We start from the raw sequence: 16,183 nt of genomic DNA, 5'->3' as shown, positions 1-16,183 counted from the left end.
GTCAGGCGCTCCGGCCATGGCCATGGTCCGTCCGCAGGCGGCGCTCGATGAAGCGGCTATAGGAGCCCATGCCGTAGCTGAGCAGGGCATAGACCAGCGCCGCGAAGACATAGCCCTCGAGCACGGCGATGCCCTGCCAGACCGGATCGCGCATGGCTGAGCGCACCGTGTCGAGGAAGTCGAGCAGGCCGATGATCGTGACGAGTGTCGTGTCCTGGAAGAAGCCGATGAAGATGTTGACCAGCGGCGGGATGACGATCTTGAGCGCCTGAGGCAGCACGATCTTGCGCATCGACAGCCAATAGCCGAGGCCGAGCGAGGCGGCGGCTTCGTGCTGGCCCTTCGGCACTGCCTGCAGACCGCCGCGGACGGTCTCGGCGATATAGGCGCCGGCGAAGATGATGATTGCGACCTGCGCCCGCAGCAATTTGTCGATGGTGACACCGTCCGGCATGAACAGCGGCAGCATCACCGAGGCCATGAACAGGATCGAGACCAGCGGCACCCCGCGCACCGTCTCGATGAAGATGACGGCGATGACCTGGATTGCGGGCAGCTTCGAGGAGCGCGCCAGCGCCAGCAGCACGCCAAGCACGAAGCCGAAGGCGAGCCCGACCGAGGAGAGCATGAAGGAGAGCGGCAGGCCGCCCCAGTTCGTGGTGCTCACCACCATGAGGCCGAACAGCCCGCCATACATCAGCACGGCGCAGACGATAACGACAGCGAGCCAGAGCCAGAGCAGGCGCCGCGACCAGAAGCGCGGAATCATCGAGATAATCACCGCAGCGAGGAACAGCAGCACCGCGAGCGCCGGGCGCCAATGCTCCTCGTAAGGATAGAAGCCGAAGATCATGAAGCGCAGCTTCGCCGCCAGAAAGGGCCAGCAGGCCCCGTTCCCGGCCTTGCAGGCCTGGGGCCCGCCTTCCGTCACCGCGCGGGTGACGAGCCAGCCCCAAGCGCCGGTCACCAGGCGATAGATCAGCCAGAGGCAGGCGAGGGTGATGGCGGCGTTGAGCGGGGAGCCGACAAAGGGCTTCAGCCCAGCGAGCCAACGCCGCTGTCCCTGCAAGGGGCGGTCGGCTCGTTCGACGCCAAGCATCGCCGTATTGGTGAGCTCGGACATCTCAGCGCTCCACCAGGGCGACGCGGGCGTTGTACCAGTTCATGAGCAGCGAGATCGTGATCGACAGGCCGAGATAGACCAGCATGAAGATCGCGATGCCCTCGATGGCCTGTCCGGTCTGGTTCATCGTGGTGTTGGAAACCATCACGAGATCGGGGTAGCCGATCGCGATGGCGAGCGAGGAGTTCTTGAAGGTCGAGAGATAGGAACTGGTCAGCGGCGGAATGATCACGCGCAGCGCTTGCGGCAGCACGACCAGCCGCATCGTCTGGCGGTCGTGCAGCCCGACGGCACGCGCAGCCTCCCATTGGCCACGCCCGACCGCGAGGATGCCGGCACGGACGATCTCGGCGATGCCGGCGGAAGCTGAGAGGCCGAGCCCGACCAGAAGCGCGGTGAATTCCGGGGTGACCTGCAGGCCCCCGGTAATGCGGAAGCGGCCCTTTTCCGGCCAGTTCACCACGAGATCCGGCTGAAACAGCAAGAGGCCGATAAGCGGTGGCGCGAGGAGGGCGACGATCACATAGGGCCAGGCGGCCCTGGCGTGGCCGGACGCGACGCGGTGGCGCCGCATGAACGCGGCGACCACGAAGGCGAGCACGATGCCGGCCAAGGCGGAGACGAGCACGCCGGTATGGGCGGCGGACCAGCGCAGCGAAGGGACGATCAGGCCGCCATTGCTGAGGAAGACGTCGGGCAGCACCTGCCAGGCGTCCCGCACCGGCGGAAACACCGCGACGATCAGCGCATACCAGAGGAAGAGGTAGAGTAGCAGCGGCACATTGCGCAGCGCCTCGACATAGATCAGGGCGAGGAAGGACAGGAGCGGATTGCGCGACAGCCGGGCGATGCCGACGATCAGGCCGAGCACGGTCGAGAGGATAACGGCGAAGATCGAAACCCAGACCGTGTTGAGCAGCCCGACGAGAATGGCGCGGCCGTAGGTGTCGCTGGATTCGTAGCTGATGAAGGACTGGCTGATGACGAAGCCCGCCGGCCGGGAGAGATAGGCGAAGCCCGTCGCGATGTTCTGTTCGGCGAGCTTCCGCGAGACCGTGCCGAAGAGGTAGAGGCCGACCCCGACGACGAGGACGACGGCCACGACCTGATAGAGCACGGCGCGCACGCGCACATCGTAAATGAGCCGCAGCGGGCTGGATGCTGGAGAGGCCATCGGGCTGTTCCGTGCTGGAGACACACCGGCCGCGCGCGACGGCCGGCGGTCTCAGGTCAATCGAAGGAACGCCAGATCGCCGCGCGTCCCACCGGACGCGACGACGGCGATCTATTCATTTGATATTGCATCGGATTTTTCTAAAAAGCGGAAGCCACTTTTCGGTCCGATGCGATGGCCGGGATCACCGGAAGGGTGGGGAGTAGAGCAGCCCGCCCTTGGTCCAGAGCTGGTTCGGGCCACGGGTGAGGCCGAGCGGGGTCTTCTCGCCGAGGTGACGCTCGAAGAGCTCGCCGTAATTGCCGAGCTGCTTGATGGCGTTGTAGGCCCATTTGTTGTCGAGGTTCAGCATCTTGCCGAGATCGCCGTTGACGCCGAGCAGGCGCTGGATCTCGGGGTCCTTGCTCTTGAGCTGCTCGTCGATATTGGCCTTGGTGATGCCGTACTCCTCGGCCGCGATCAGGGCGTTGACCGTCCAGGAGACGATGTCGCGCCAGTTGCTGTCGTTCTGGCGGATGACGGGCGCAAGCGGCTCCTTCGAGATCGTCTCGGGCAGGATGACGTATTGCTTGGGGTCGTTCGCGATCGCGCGCACCGAAGCGAGGTCCGAGCGGTCGGTGGTGATGACGTCGCAGCGGCCGGAGAAGAAGGCGTTGCGCCACTCGTCGGGATTCTCGAAGACGACCGCCTCGTATTTGATGTTGCGCGGCTTGAAGTAGTCTTCGAGATTCTGCAGCGTCGTGGTGCCCGGCAGGATGCAGACGGCCGACTGCGACAGCTCCGCCGCGCTCTTCACGCCGAGCTTGCTCGAAACCATCAGGCCCTGGCCGTCATAAAAAACGACCGGCGCGAAATCGAGGCCGAGCGATGTGTCGCGCGAGAAGGTCATCGTCGTCTGGCGCGAGAGCAGGTCGACCTCGCCGGACTGAAGCCCCTGGAAGCGGACATTGGTGTTGAGCGGAACGAAGTCGACCTTGTCCGGAACACCGAAGACGGCGGATGACACGGCGCGGCAGATGTCGCTGTCGAAGCCCTGGCGAACGCCCTTGTCGTCGGCATAGGAGAAGCCCGGAGCCGTGGGGGAGACGCCGCAGAGAATCTTGCCGCGCTTCTTCACAGCCTCGAGCGTCGCTTGCGCCGAGGCGGGAGCGGCGAACACTGAAAAGGCGGCCGCGGCGAGACCGAGCGCGGCCAGCTTGCAGAACATTTTTGGCATAGGCGTTTCCCCTGGTGCGTGCCTGTCGTCGGCGCGTCGACAGGGAGCCTATTGAGCTGCGGTTGCCGCCGCAAGGACCTTCCGCGCCAAATCCCTTGACGGCGTGGAGTGACGGCACGAGGCCGGCGCGATAGGCTGGGCGCGAACCGGATTGCGCCCTTGAAGTCCCGACTGGCCACATTCCTGCTGCTGTGGGTTCCGCTTGCGCTCATCGGCCTCGGGCTGGAGGCCGCGATCGAATTCACACGGGCAAGCGACGCGCTCCACCGCGAGGGAGCGACGCTGCATCGCGTCCTCTCGCAGCGCGCCGAGCAGCATGACGCGCATCTCACCAGCCTCGCGGCGGTGCTGGCGAGTTCGACCGCGGATTCCGCCACGTGGCGCGCCGTCGTGGAAGCGATGCAGCGCTTCTATCCGCGGATCGCGGCGGTCGAGCTGGCAGGATCAGGAGCTCCCCCTGACGGGCTCGAGGGGAAAGCTGCGGAGAATCTCAAGGACTTCGATCCGCTCGCGCTTGCGGCGCGCATCAGGGAGCTTGCGCCGGGCCACGCCGGGACGCTGCCCAGCCGGGGAGGGAAGCCTTTCTATGCGCTCGTCAAGCGCATCCCGGACAACGGCTCGGAGCCGCGGGCGCTGGTGCTCGTCATCGACGCCACACGCATGGCCGAACCGGAAGGCGGCTTGCCTGAGGAGACCGTGCTGGCGCTGCGGGATAGCTCCGGAGCCAGGATCGTCAGCCAAGGACGGGAACGTCCGCCCGGCATGGGCCTGCCGAAACTCACCTATGAACGGGCGTTGGGAAGCCGCTCCCAGCCGCTCGTCCTGACCCTGGAGCGGCGGCCTTCCGTCGCCGAGATCCTGCCGCCGATCCTGCTGATCGGCTGGCCGCTGGCCTCCGCGCTTGCGGTGCTGCTGCTGCTCGCGGTTCTGCGCGAAAAGCGCGCCAGCCAGCGGGCGCGCGAGGCGATGCGCCTGCATCAGCAGGATGCGCGACTCGCCCATGCGATGCGGGTGAACACGGTCGGCGAGATGGCGTCCGGCATCGCTCATGAGATCACGCAGCCGCTGACGGCTATCCTCAGCCAGAGCCAGGCCGGCCTGCGGCTCATGCGCTCCGCGGCGGGGCAACCGGACGCGCTGATCGGCGTGCTCGATGCGAATGTGCGGCACGCCTTGAGGGCCGGCGAAATCCTGGAGCGGCTGCGGGCCTATGTGACGCGCCGCGAGCCGCAGCCCCAACCGAACGACCTCAACTGCATCGTCCGCAATGTCGTTGCCCTGACGCAGCGCGACCTGCAGGAGCGCGGGATCGGCCTCAACCTTGAACTCGGCCCCTCGCCGCTGCCGGCGCGGGTCGATCGGGTCGCGATCGAGCAGGTGGTTCACAATCTCGTCCGCAACGCGGCGGAGGCGATAGCGGGCGAGAGCGGAGGGCGACGCGAGATCACACTCACGACCCGGCTCGTTGGAGGCGATGTCGAGATCGCCGTGAGCGATACCGGCCCGGGCATCGCGGAGGCCGATCTGGCACGGCTGTTTGAGCCGTTCTTCACCACCAAGAGCGGCGGCATGGGGCTCGGGCTGCCGCTCTGCGAGCGTTTGGTCCAGTCGGCCGGCGGGCACATCGCTGCGCGCAGCGAGGCCGGCCGGGGCGCCGTGTTCACGGTTCGCTTGCCGCACCTAGCCCTGGAACAGCGGATCGCGGCTGAATGAAGCCCGCCGCCCGTACGGTCTATCTGATCGACGACGATGACGATGTCCGCGATGCGCTCACGCTGCTGCTGCGGACCATGGGCTTCGCGGTGCAGCCCTTCGCCGGCGTCCAGGCCTTCCTGGAGCGCCCGAACCTGCGGCAGGATGGCTGCATCGTCGCCGATATCCGCATGCCCGGGACATCCGGCCTGCAACTTCTGGAGCGCATGGCGAGCGAAGCCGAGCGCATGCCGATTGTCATCGTCACCGGCCATGGCGATGTCGCGGCCTGTCGCCGCGCTTTCAAGGCCGGCGCCGTCGACTTCCTGACAAAGCCGATCGACGAGCAGGTGCTGCTCGAGGCGATCGAGGCGGGTTTCGCGCAGCTCGACGAACGCAGCAGGGTTCACGCCGCGCGCGCCGGCCGGGAAGCACAGCTGGCCAGGCTGACACAGCGCGAGCGGGAGATCCTCGATCTCATCGCCGAAGGGCTTTCGACCAAGGAAATCGCTCGCGTGCTCGCCGTCTCGCCGCGCACGGTCGAGACCCATCGCGCCAATATTGCCGAGAAGCTCGGCGCCGGCTCGGTTGCGGAGATGGTTCGTATCGCCCTCGAAGGGTAGGGCTCCGACAGCTTCGCTCTCGCGGCTGTCATTGCCGCCTTGCTCCGTAGGATTACTGAGAGGTCTCCGGCGCCGTACCGATCTTTTTCGCTTCGCGGTTCGGTAGCGTGGCCCCGTCGAGCTCAGGGCTCGCCACGCCCCGCATCGGAGAGACCATGTTCAAGACCGCTTTCGCCGCCGCTGCTGCCACCCTCGCTCTCGTGCCGGCCGTCGCCGGCGCCCAGGTTTTGCAGCAGCGCAACATGCCGCTCGCCATCGCGCAGGAGATCGCGCAGGCCGCCGTCGAGGCCTGCGCCACCAAGAACTTCTACATCGCCGCCACGGTGGTCGACCGGGCCRGAGTGCCTCTTGCCATGCTGCGCGCCGACCGGGCCGGTCCGCACACCGTCGCTGCCAGCCGCGACAAGGCCTACACCTCGGCTTCCGCTGGCAATGGCACCCTGGCGATGGCCGAGGGCGCGGAGAAGAACCGGGCGGCGCGCCATGTCGCCTCGATCGAGGGCTTCCTGCTGCTCGGCGGCGGTGTCCCGGTCAAGGTCGATGACGACGTGATCGGCGCGGTCGGCGTCGGCGGCGCCCCGGGCGCCAATCTGGACGAGGATTGCGCCAAGGCCGGGATCGAGAAGGTGCAGGCGAAGCTGCGCTGAATTGGCCGATTGCCGTCATTGTGAAGCAGGTGGCCGCTGCGCCGGCCGCCTGCCCGCCACCGGGGAACGTTGCCATGTCGAGGATGTTGCTGGGCGCGCTGGCGCTTCTGGCCGCCATCGGGTCCGGTGAAGCGACGGCGCAGACGCCGCCGAGCCCGGCCGAACTTGCCGCCTATCGCGGCTTGCATGCGGCGGCTGCGGCGGGCGATGCCACGACCATCCGCCGGCTGACCGCGGCGGGGGGTGACCTCGATGCGCGCGACGGCAATGGCCGCACGCCTCTGCATGTCGCGGCATTCCAGGGGCGGGCCGAGGCTTCGCGTCTCCTGATCGCCGTCGGTGCCAAGCCGGGACCGCTCGACGAGCAGCGTTACGATGCGCTGACGATCGCGGCGGTGCGTGACGACGTGCCGATGGTCAAGGCGCTGCTGGCATCCGGCGCTTCGGCCAAGCTGATCACGAGCCGCTATGGCGGCACGGCGCTGATCGCGGCCGCACATCTCGGCCATGACGAGGTGGTCCGCGAACTGATCAAGGCCGGGGCGCCGCTCGACCATGTCAACAATCTCGGCTGGACCGCCCTGATGGAGGCGGTAGTGCTGGGCGATGGCGGCCCCCGTCACGTCGAGACGGCACGCGCTCTGCTTGCCGCGGGCGCGGATCGTACTATCGCGGACGGGCAGGGCATCACGCCGCTGCAGCACGCCCGGGCGCGCGGCGATCGGGCGATGGCGGCGCTGCTGGAAAGCGCGCAGAGGCGCTGAATACGCGCCGCTCGAAGGCCTCAATTGCGCTCCAGCGCAGGGTTTGGCGGCCGCCAATGCTCATTCTCGTTTCCCAGACCGACCGGCAATCCGACGCGCCAGGATGGAACCCCGCCTGCGGCTTCCCGTTGAAGCAGGCAGTGGGAGAGGTGAGACATGCCCTCGAGAGCGATGGAATTGCGCCGTTCGGATGTCCGCATGAATCCGGCGCGATATGAACGATGCCAGGATACCGACGGGAACAGATATGTCGTCGCGGTGTGGTCCGACACCGACGGAATCGCGCGGTTCACCCTTCTCGACGGAACATCCCTCGTGCGTGTCGATAACGAGGGTTTCCTGATGCCGAGCGGAACTCGCCTTCGCCGCTGCAAGGATGAGCCCTTTGCGCATTGGGCTTGAGCGGCACGCTGGCCAACCCTGCGGCCCAGAATTGTGCGCCAGATTTTCCGCGTGGCGGGACAGCAGATGACCGATGCTCCGCCTGTCCCTCAACGTTCACGCATGCGCCAGTTCTTTCGGGTGGCCCTGCGCTACTGGCGCGACCAGGATACGCGCTGGCGGGCCTGGGGGCTGACGGCCGCGGTATTGTTCTTCGTTGCCGCGCAAACGGCGAGCGCAGTCGGCATCAACAAATGGAACCGCCTGTTCTTCGACGCGCTCGAGAAGCGGGACGTCACGGGCGTATGGGCGGCAACTGGGTGGCTGCCCCCTCTGGTCGTGGCCACGGCGCTTTCCGTGTCGGGACTGGTGGTCTGCCGCATGCTGCTGCAGACGCGCTGGCGCGAGAACCTAACCCGGCGCGTCGCGGGCTGGTGGATCGCGGACCAGCGCTATTATCGCCTCGGCTTCCTGACCAAGAGGCTGACCGCACCCGAGTATCGAATCGCAGAGGATGCCCGCCTCGCGATCGAGCCACTGGTCGAGCTGGCGATCGGGCTGATCAGCGCCTTCATCACGGCGGCGACCTTCGCAGCGATCCTCTGGCAGGTTGCGGGCTCGGCCGAGGTGACGCTGGGAACCGTCACGATCGTCATCCCGAGCTATATGGCCGTCGCCGCAGTGCTCTACGCCGCCATCGCGTCGCTCGCAGCCTATCTGACCGGGCGGCCGCTGGTGGGCCTCGTCTCGCACAAGAACGAGATGGAAGCCCAGTTCAGGGCCGAGATGACGCGGCTGCGCGAGAACGCCGAGAGTATCGCACTCATCCGCGGCGATGCCGATGAACTCAGCGCGGTGGGGGAGGATTACGGACGCGTCGTTGCCGCCTGGCTCCGGATCATCCGCCAGCAAGGCATCATCGCGCTGGTCCTGAATACGAACGGGGCCTTGTTCCCGATCGTGCCGCTCCTGCTTATCGCGCCCAAGTATCTGGCCGGCGGTGTCACCCTCGGCGCGGTGGTGCAGGTCGTGGCCGCCTTCAGCGCCGTGCAGGCCGCGCTGATCTGGTTCGTCGACAACTTCGTCAGGCTGGCGGAGTGGTTCGCCTCCGTGAGGCGCGTCGACGAGCTGGTCGAGGAACTGCAGGCGCTCGATATCGGCACGATCATGGAGGCGGATACGCGGATCGAACTCGGGGAGAGCGAGGACGAGGCGATCCATATCCAGAATTTGTCGCTCGCGCACAGCAATGGCCGCGTCGTCGTCGCGGATGCGACTGTTGCCATCGAGCGCGGTGCGAAGGTTCTGATTGCAGGGGAGAGCGGCTCCGGCAAGAGCACGCTCATCCGGGCATTGGCCGGGCTCTGGCCCTGGGGATCAGGCTCGATCCGCGTGCCCGCGGGGCAATCGATCGCTTTCGTTCCCCAAAAGCCGTATCTGCCGCGGGGAACGCTGCGTTCGATCCTGCTCTACCCGGCTTCGGAGCGGCCGGTCGACGAGGAGACGATGATCGGAGCGCTGCAGCGCTGTGGCCTGGGCTATCTGTCCAGGAGGCTCGACGCGGAGGATGATTGGGACCGCATTCTCTCCGGAGGAGAGCGCCAGCGGGTCGCCTTCGCACGCCTGCTGATCCAGAAGCCGGACATCATCGTGATGGATGAGGCGACGTCCGCGCTCGACGAGGCGAGCCAGGAAGCGCTGCTGGGGCTGTTCGACAGCGAACTGGCCGACGCGACGCTCATCAGCGTCGGACACCGCCCGGGGCTCGAAGACTATCACGAGCAGAAGATCACGCTCGAACGCCGCCCGGCCGGAGCCCATCTTACGTCCAAGCCGATCGGGCGGTCGCTGTGGCGCCTTTTCCGGGGGCGCCGGGAGGCCAATGAAGATACTGCAGACTGAGGTGGGCGAGGCTTGCGCTTCCGAGCCTGCGGCCGGGATTGGCCAGCCGCAGGGGGCGATGTCAGCTTTGCACGAAGGCGAGCAGGTCGGCGTTGAGCTCGTCGGCATTCACGGTGAGCATGCCGTGGCCGAAGCCTGGATAGGTCTTCAGCTTGCCGTTCTTCAGGTGCTTGATCGACTCGCGCGCGGCGGCGCCGATCGGCACGATCTGGTCGTCCTCGCCATGCAGGACGAGGGTGGGCACGCCGATCGCCTCGAGATCTTCCGTCTGATCGGTCTCGGAGAAGGCCTTGATGCCGTCGTAATGGGCCTTGGCACCGCCCTCCATGCCCTGCCGCCACCAGTTCCGGATGACGCCCTGGTCGATCTTCGCACCCGGCCGATTGAAGCCGTAGAAGGGGCCTGTCGGGACGTCGAGGAAGAATTGCGCCCGGTTGTCGGCGAGCGCCTTGCGGAAGCTGTCGAAGACCTCGATGGGCAGGCCGCCCGGGTTCTTGTCGGTCTTGACCATCAAAGGCGGCACGGCGCTGACCAGCACCGCCTTGGCGACGCGGCCCTGCGGCTCGCCATGCCTGGCGACATAGCGAGCAACCTCGCCGCCGCCGGTGGAGTGGCCGATATGGACCGCGTTCCTGAGATCGAGGTGCTGCGCGACCGCCGAGGCATCCGCTGCATAATGATCCATGTCGTGCCCGTCCCAGACCTGGGCGGAGCGGCCATGGCCGCGGCGGTCATGGGCGACGACGCGATAGCCCTTCGACAGGAAGAAGAGCATCTGCCCGTCCCAATCATCCGAGGAGAGCGGCCAGCCATGGTGGAACATGATGACCTGGGCGTCTTTCGGTCCCCAATCCTTATAGAAGATTTCGACCCCGTCCTTGGTTGTGACGAATGGCATGTCAGTCTCCTTCGGTGTGCCAAACATGGTCTTTGCGGCGACGGCGCCAAATCCATCGGTTCCGTCGAAATTTCGTCGCGATGCCCGCCACCGGAAGGCAGCGCACGGCAGGCTGCACTCTGCAACGGCATTTTGGGGCCGTCTTGTCCGACTGCCCGGCTTTTTGTGGTTTATCGTCTCGACTTGGCAGAGATGCGTCAAAGCTGGCTGTGCCATGCCCCCCGCGGGGTTCCGGCGCAGCGCGTGAAGGCGTGTGCGAATGACCCGATCATCAGCGCCGCAATCGGGGGCGGTCGTCAAGAGAGACGAAAGTGCCGTCTGGCTGATGGCGTCGACTTTCTGCTTCCCGCCCTTGAAGGTGCTGTAGATTGCGGCAGGTCGCGTTTGAGGAGACATCATGATTCTGGTCTGTGGCGAGGCGCTGATCGACCTGTTCGTCGGTGCGCCGGATCGCGGCGAGATGCCGGCGCGAGCGGTTCCCGGTGGTTCGCCGTTCAATGTCGCGATCGGCCTCGCCCGGCTCGGCATCGAAGCGGGGTTTCTCGGAGGCGTTTCGCGCGATGCGTTCGGCTCGCTGCTGGCCGAGATGCTGGCCCGGGAAGGGGTCGATTGCGCCTATCTGGTACGGACGGACCGGCTCAGCACGCTCTCCGTCATCGCCACCGACGGCAATGGCCAACCCCGCTACAGCTTCCATGGCGAGGGCGCCGCGGACCGCTCTCTGCTGCCATCCGATCTGCCCTCCGAACTGCCCGGCACCGTCGAGGCGCTGGCTTTCGGGTCCTTCACCATGGCGGCCGAGCCGGTGGGGCCGAGCCTCGCCGCGCTGGCCGAGCGCGAGAAGGGCAGGCGGTTCATCAGCGTCGACCCCAATTTGCGACCGACGGCGCTCGGCGGGCTGGCGGGCTGGCATATGGCGGCCGAGCGCTTCTACCGCGCCGCGAACCTGATCAAGGCCAGCGAGGAAGATGTGCGGATCGGCTGGGACGGGCAAGTCACGATCACTGAGGCCGCCGCCTATTGGCTCGATCTCGGGGCGCAACTGGTGGTCATCACCGAGGGGGAGCGAGGCGCGACGGCCTTCTCGTCTGCCGGGCGGATCTCGGTGCCCGGGCGGCCTGTCGCGGTTTGCGATACGGTTGGTGCCGGGGATGCCTTCCATGCGGCGCTGCTGGCGCGGCTCGCCCAAACCGGCCGATTGCACCCGTCGGGGTTGGCCGAGCTCGATATCGCGTCCGTTCGCGAATTGCTGGTCTATGCCAGCGCCGCGGCGGCGCTCTCGGTCGCACGCCGGGGCGCGGTCTTGCCGACCGCCGCGGAGGTGGAGGCGTTGCTGTCGACGCCGGCGTAGCTGCCATCGTCGGCCGCGCAGGCGAGCGCCATTCCCGCTCAGGGCACGACGCGGCTCAGTTCGAGGCGCTGCGGCGGTCCCAGGACGCGACTGGCGGTCGAGATGGTTCGGACGCTCGTCGGATTCCGATGGATTTCGGACATCCGGATCAGCCGCGCGCTTTCGAGGTCGTGCTGCCACAGGTCGGGCCTCTCCGGCTCGGCAGATTCGGCCACGCAACCGGTGAAGGCGAAGGACCGGTAAATGGGAAAGGCATAGGGCTCCCACCCATCCGACCCCATCGGACTTGGCCGTTCCATGATCCACTCGGCGGTGGCGCCGCTGATGCGCAGGCCCGCTGGCACCGAGGCGTTGAAGGCCTGCAGGATGATGCCCTTGCTGACGTTCTTCAGATTACAGCGCACTGTCCTCTCGTCGCGCACCGTGATGATCGCGCTGATCTTGTCACGGGGATCGACGGGCAGTGCGAGCTCCTGAATCGGGAGATCCTGCCCCCGCGCCCACCATTGGAACCAGCTCGAATACTCGGCATGAGGGACAGGTTCCGTGAGCCAGCGCTGCCGCGTGCCGATCTGAGGGAGAGAGGAATCCGCATAGAGCCTCTGCCCGTCGAGCCCGATCCAGGTCGAGCTCTGGTATTCCGGGGCGGTTCCGCCGGGCGGTGCGGAGACCTCGGGCACAGTCCAGTTCGCCATCACGGAGACGAAGCTGCGGCCGTCACGGGGTGTCACATAGCCGCCGGACCAGTTCATGCTCTTCTGCACCGGCCTGGCGGCTTGAGCGGCAAAGCGCAGAATTTGCAGCCGCGGGGCCACGTTGGCGGCCTTGGACGCGCTGAGAAACCGCAAGGGCGGAGCGTTGGGGCGCCGGCGCAGGAAGGCCCGGCGAAATGCTGCCGCCGCCGGATTGGCCCTGAATTCCGCAGGGGTCGGCAGGCCATAGCGCCGCAATTCCCTGTCGCTCGCATCCGCGGGATCGAAGGTCTCCGGTGGCAAAGGATAGGGCGCGATGGCGCCGTTAGGCGGGTCGGCCATTGCCGCCTCCTCACTCTGGTTTCCATTCGGCGGCGGCCTTCGTCACGGTCTCGCCGAATGTTTTGAGCGTGTAATGATCCGCGCTCTGCCCGGTGTCGCTGTGCTCCGACAGTTTCGCGAAGGCCGCGGAGGCGATTGCGGCGCCGGCTTCGGAATCGCTTGGAAAATGCAGTCCGGCGATCTCGCGGTTGCGCGCCACACGCCGTGCGAGCGCCATGAGCGTTTCCGTCAGGGCTGTCCGGTCAGCCTGGGGCAGTGCCGGAGTCACGATCTTCAGCATGTGCGCCATGCAGGCTGCCATGAGATGCGCCTGGGTGGCATGGCCGCTGGGATAGGATGAATGGCCGGGTACGGGGATCGGCGGCATCAGCGCGGGGCATTCCCAGGATGGGCGCGGGCGCTGGAAGACCTGCTTGTAGTAGAGGGCACTGAAAGACGCGACCAGGCTGGCGATGTGCAGGACCCGGAAGGTCTGCGGATGGGAGGCCGGCGTCATCGCCAGCGCCGCCATGAAGGTGGAGATGAACTCGCCATCCTGCACGAGTATTTCGCCCAGGGCCGACGCGCGCTCGTCGCGCGCGGCGGCAAGCAGGTTCTTGATCTCGCGCGCCTGCCTGGTTTCAGCCCCCTCCTTGCCGTTAAGGCCGATCAGGATGTCCGCCAGCGTGTCGTTCAACTGGTTGGTGTTCCAGTTCGTCGCGGCGAACTCCGTCAGCCCCCGGAAGGCATACCAGCGCGCCGCCCAATGGCGGTCCGCAAATGTCGCCGGTTCGCCGCCGACGGCAGCGTTCATGAAAAGGATCTTCTTGTAAGGCCCAGATGCCGGGTCGAGGCGGATATGCACCGATTTCTGCAGATCCCGGATCCGTCCACCAGCCGCCGTGGTCGACTCCATCGAGAACGGAAAATCGGCCCGGTCGGGTACGAACCAGTTTCCGTCGTCGCCGCTGATGCCGGAGTTTCCGGTATTGCCGGTATTGCCGGTGTTGCCGGTATTGCCTGTATTGCCGGTCATCGCATGAACCCTGCACGGTTGCTGTTGCGGCAAACTCGTTAGGCTTCGGCTCAGTCAGGCAGTCCTGCCTTCCGTAAGTGCCCGATCCACGTCTCCAGAATAGGTGGAGCGAACGGGCAGCGCGGCGCGTAAGGCGTCAGTCTAAAATCGGGCTGGAGCAAGAGAAGGCGATCGGCGGCGCTCGCTGCCTCCCGGTGTCGTCCTGCTGCGATCAGGCTGGCGGCAAGCGTACGCAAAGTAAAGCGGATTGAAGGATTATGCGCAACAGCACTGCGCGCCCAGCCGACCGCCTGATCATAGTCGCGGTTGATATAGTGCGCCTGGGCCAGGATGCCCTCGTGCCAGAAGCGATAGGGATCTGCGGGGGCGAGGCGCTGCCCGGTCTCGCCGTGCTGGACCGCCAGCGAGCCGTCGCCGACGAAGCCGCGCGCGGCGCTGCTCATCGTCCAGGCCATCGCCACGCTTGGCCCGGCCTCGATCGCCTGGTCGAGAAAGCGTTGCGCCGTAACGGCATCGCGCAGGAAGAAGGCCTGGACGTGCCCGTAGATCGCAAGTGCGAGCGGGTCGTTGCCGTCGCGCTCGATGGCGGCCCGCGCCCGGTCGACCGCCGCCTGCGCGTCGCCATCGGGATCGGGCGAGCCGAGTTCGCCGACGCGGAAGACATGCCACAGCGCGGTGTAGGTGAAGGGGGGAGCGTAGGACGGGTCGAGCGCGATCGCCTGCTGCAGCAGACCGCGCGCCCGGGCAAAGCTGTCGGCGTCCATCTTGTAGAGCAGGTCGAGCGCCTGGAGCAGCAGGTCGTAGGCGGTCATGTTCTGCGGGTGCTGACGCAAGGCGCGCCGCAGCTCGCGCTCCCGGACATGGGGCGCCACGGTTCTGACGAGCTTCAGCGCGATGCGGTCCTGGAGGTCGAACAGCTCGCTGACCTTGCCGTCGTAGTGATCGGCGCTGACCACCGCGCCGTTCTCGTTGGCGATGAGTTCGGTGCTGATGCGGACGCGACTGTGAGACAGCGAGACGGTGCCGTCCATGACATAGCGGACGCCGAGCTTGCGCCCCACAGAGACCGGGTCGGCCCGCTGCCGGCCGAATTCCAGCGTCGATCCGCGCGAGATGACGAACAGTTCCTTGAGCCCCGACAGCGACTGGATGATCGAGTCCACGACGCCATCGGCGATGGAGACCTTGAGCGATCGGGTGCCGTTCATGCGGAACGGCAGAACGGCGATGGAGGCCCGCGCATCGGCGCCGGCGTGGCTTTCGCCGATCTTGCGGGCTGGAACCGGCCCAGGCTCGGAGCGGAGGGCGAAGACGCGCACTGGGCGCTCGTGATTGCGCAGGAAGATCTCCCCCATATCGGAGCCGAGCACCCTCTCCGCCATGTCGAGCTGCTCGAAAACAGCTTCCGAAACGATGACGCCACCTTGTTCCGCATAGGATTGCAGCCGGGCGGCGACATTGACGCCATCTCCGAAAATATCGTCATTCTCAAAAATGACGTCGGCAAGATGGATGCCCATCCGAAATGCGATCCGCAGGGAGATGGGCTGATCAGTAGTGGCTGCCGCGAGCGCCTGCTGGAGCGACAGGGCGCAGTGGGTCGCCGTAGACGCGCTATCGAACGTGGCGAGAAATCCGTCGCCGGTGTTCTTGACGATCTGTCCGTCATGCTCGCGCACGCAAGGATCGATCAGATCGGCGCGCAGGCTCATCAGCCGATGATGCGTCGGCTCCTCCGCCGCCTCGCTCAGGCGCATGTAGCCGACCACGTCGGCTGAGAGAATGGCGGCCAGGCGACGTTGCATCTTCGCTGACGCTCTCACACCCGAAACCGACCCCGCAGGGGCCGGGTTCACCATGATGGATCAAGCCTTGTCGATGCTGGCATGAGAGTGGTGCGAGGTCCACCGCAAGCGTCGCCCGACCGATGTCTGGGTCATGAAGCGAAAACGCGGCGGTTGTCCGCCAATGCAGAAAGATCGCGATGTGGTCTCCGGGCTGGAGCTCCTGCTGTTGGGGCAGCCGGAGCCGGCTGGCAAGGCTGTCCGCCTGCGACTATTTCTTCGAAGCGGTATAGAGCATCTCCATCCGCGACAGCCCGATGTCGCTCAAGGTGTGTTCGTCGAGGGGGGCCGGGTCCGCCTCGTGGCGCCAGAGGATATGGGCTGGGTTCAGCCAGCGAAGCAGGCCCGCGGCGGCGCGCGCCGACGGGCTCGTCGGCGATGCTGCTGCCGCGCCGTCGCGCAGCGAGGCCGGAACTGCTAGGCTTGAGACTGCATGAGAGGGGTGCAGAGCGTCGTGCACGATTGAGCTCCGTTCGGTCGGGCTCTCACCGAGGTCGCGGGATGCGGCCGTGGCGGCCT

The 16,183-nt window shown here is 66.5% G+C and carries 14 protein-coding genes; 6 read left to right on the top strand and 8 right to left on the bottom strand.

From position 1 onward, the window contains the following. Position 1: 1 nt before the first annotated feature. From AC1DDA_RS18545 to AC1DDA_RS18535, 3 genes are all read right to left on the bottom strand, one after another. Positions 2–1,123 (bottom strand): amino acid ABC transporter permease, encoded by a 1,122-nt coding sequence (locus tag AC1DDA_RS18545; RefSeq protein WP_476796854.1) that lies wholly within the window; start codon positions 1,121–1,123, stop codon positions 2–4. 1 nt (position 1,124) lies between these two features. Next, positions 1,125–2,297: an amino acid ABC transporter permease gene (locus AC1DDA_RS18540; protein ID WP_476796853.1), complete on the bottom strand. Its 1,173-nt coding sequence runs from the start codon at positions 2,295–2,297 to the stop codon at positions 1,125–1,127. 184 nt (positions 2,298–2,481) lie between these two features. Next, entirely contained in the window at positions 2,482–3,504 is a 1,023-nt protein-coding gene (locus tag AC1DDA_RS18535) for an amino acid ABC transporter substrate-binding protein (protein WP_441511872.1), read from the bottom strand. 168 nt (positions 3,505–3,672) lie between these two features. Here AC1DDA_RS18535 and AC1DDA_RS18530 point away from each other — a divergent pair, with 168 nt between their 5' ends. From AC1DDA_RS18530 to AC1DDA_RS18510, 5 genes are all read left to right on the top strand, one after another. Beyond that, positions 3,673–5,226 (top strand): sensor histidine kinase, encoded by a 1,554-nt coding sequence (locus tag AC1DDA_RS18530; RefSeq protein ID WP_476796852.1) that lies wholly within the window; start codon positions 3,673–3,675, stop codon positions 5,224–5,226. Next, a complete protein-coding gene (locus tag AC1DDA_RS18525; protein ID WP_476796851.1) occupies positions 5,223–5,828 on the top strand; it encodes a response regulator transcription factor in 606 nt (201 codons plus the stop codon). The genes AC1DDA_RS18530 and AC1DDA_RS18525 overlap by 4 nt, the downstream gene beginning before the upstream one ends. 155 nt (positions 5,829–5,983) lie before the next feature. Then, on the top strand, positions 5,984–6,475 hold the full coding sequence (locus AC1DDA_RS18520; RefSeq protein WP_476796850.1) for a GlcG/HbpS family heme-binding protein: 492 nt from the start codon (positions 5,984–5,986) through the stop codon (positions 6,473–6,475). Between the two features lie 74 nt (positions 6,476–6,549). Further along, positions 6,550–7,239, top strand: coding sequence for an ankyrin repeat domain-containing protein (locus AC1DDA_RS18515; RefSeq protein WP_476796849.1), 690 nt, complete (start codon positions 6,550–6,552; stop codon positions 7,237–7,239). A 504-nt stretch (positions 7,240–7,743) separates the two neighbouring features. Continuing rightward, entirely contained in the window at positions 7,744–9,522 is a 1,779-nt protein-coding gene (locus AC1DDA_RS18510) for an ABC transporter ATP-binding protein/permease (protein WP_476796848.1), read from the top strand. Positions 9,523–9,583: 61 nt separating this feature from the next. Here the strand turns inward: AC1DDA_RS18510 and AC1DDA_RS18505 are convergent, their stop codons facing one another. Then, positions 9,584–10,420 carry an alpha/beta fold hydrolase gene (locus AC1DDA_RS18505; RefSeq protein ID WP_476796847.1) on the bottom strand — a complete coding sequence of 279 codons (837 nt, stop codon included), beginning with the start codon at positions 10,418–10,420 and terminating at the stop codon, positions 9,584–9,586. Positions 10,421–10,817: 397 nt separating this feature from the next. On the opposite strand from AC1DDA_RS18505, the gene AC1DDA_RS18500 reads away from it, so the two are divergent. Then, complete coding sequence (locus AC1DDA_RS18500; protein WP_476796846.1) at positions 10,818–11,771, top strand: carbohydrate kinase family protein; 954 nt, start codon at positions 10,818–10,820, stop codon at positions 11,769–11,771. Positions 11,772–11,809: 38 nt separating this feature from the next. Here the strand turns inward: AC1DDA_RS18500 and AC1DDA_RS18495 are convergent, their stop codons facing one another. From AC1DDA_RS18495 to AC1DDA_RS18480, 4 genes are all read right to left on the bottom strand, one after another. After that, positions 11,810–12,805 carry a G1 family glutamic endopeptidase gene (locus tag AC1DDA_RS18495; protein ID WP_476796845.1) on the bottom strand — a complete coding sequence of 332 codons (996 nt, stop codon included), beginning with the start codon at positions 12,803–12,805 and terminating at the stop codon, positions 11,810–11,812. Between the two features lie 10 nt (positions 12,806–12,815). Continuing rightward, positions 12,816–13,820, bottom strand: a complete 1,005-nt coding sequence (locus tag AC1DDA_RS18490) for a phosphatase PAP2 family protein (protein WP_476779400.1) — start codon at positions 13,818–13,820, stop codon at positions 12,816–12,818. A gap of 50 nt (positions 13,821–13,870) precedes the next feature. Next, positions 13,871–15,625 carry an adenylate/guanylate cyclase domain-containing protein gene (locus AC1DDA_RS18485; RefSeq protein ID WP_476796844.1) on the bottom strand — a complete coding sequence of 585 codons (1,755 nt, stop codon included), beginning with the start codon at positions 15,623–15,625 and terminating at the stop codon, positions 13,871–13,873. A 250-nt stretch (positions 15,626–15,875) separates the two neighbouring features. After that, complete coding sequence (locus AC1DDA_RS18480; protein ID WP_441511842.1) at positions 15,876–16,124, bottom strand: hypothetical protein; 249 nt, start codon at positions 16,122–16,124, stop codon at positions 15,876–15,878. Between the last annotated feature and the right edge of the window lie 59 nt (positions 16,125–16,183).

The organism is Allobosea sp. 10N428 (genome assembly GCF_056394545.1).
Note: the sequence above shows the minus strand (reverse complement) of the source record. Positions and strands in the feature narration are given on the sequence as shown.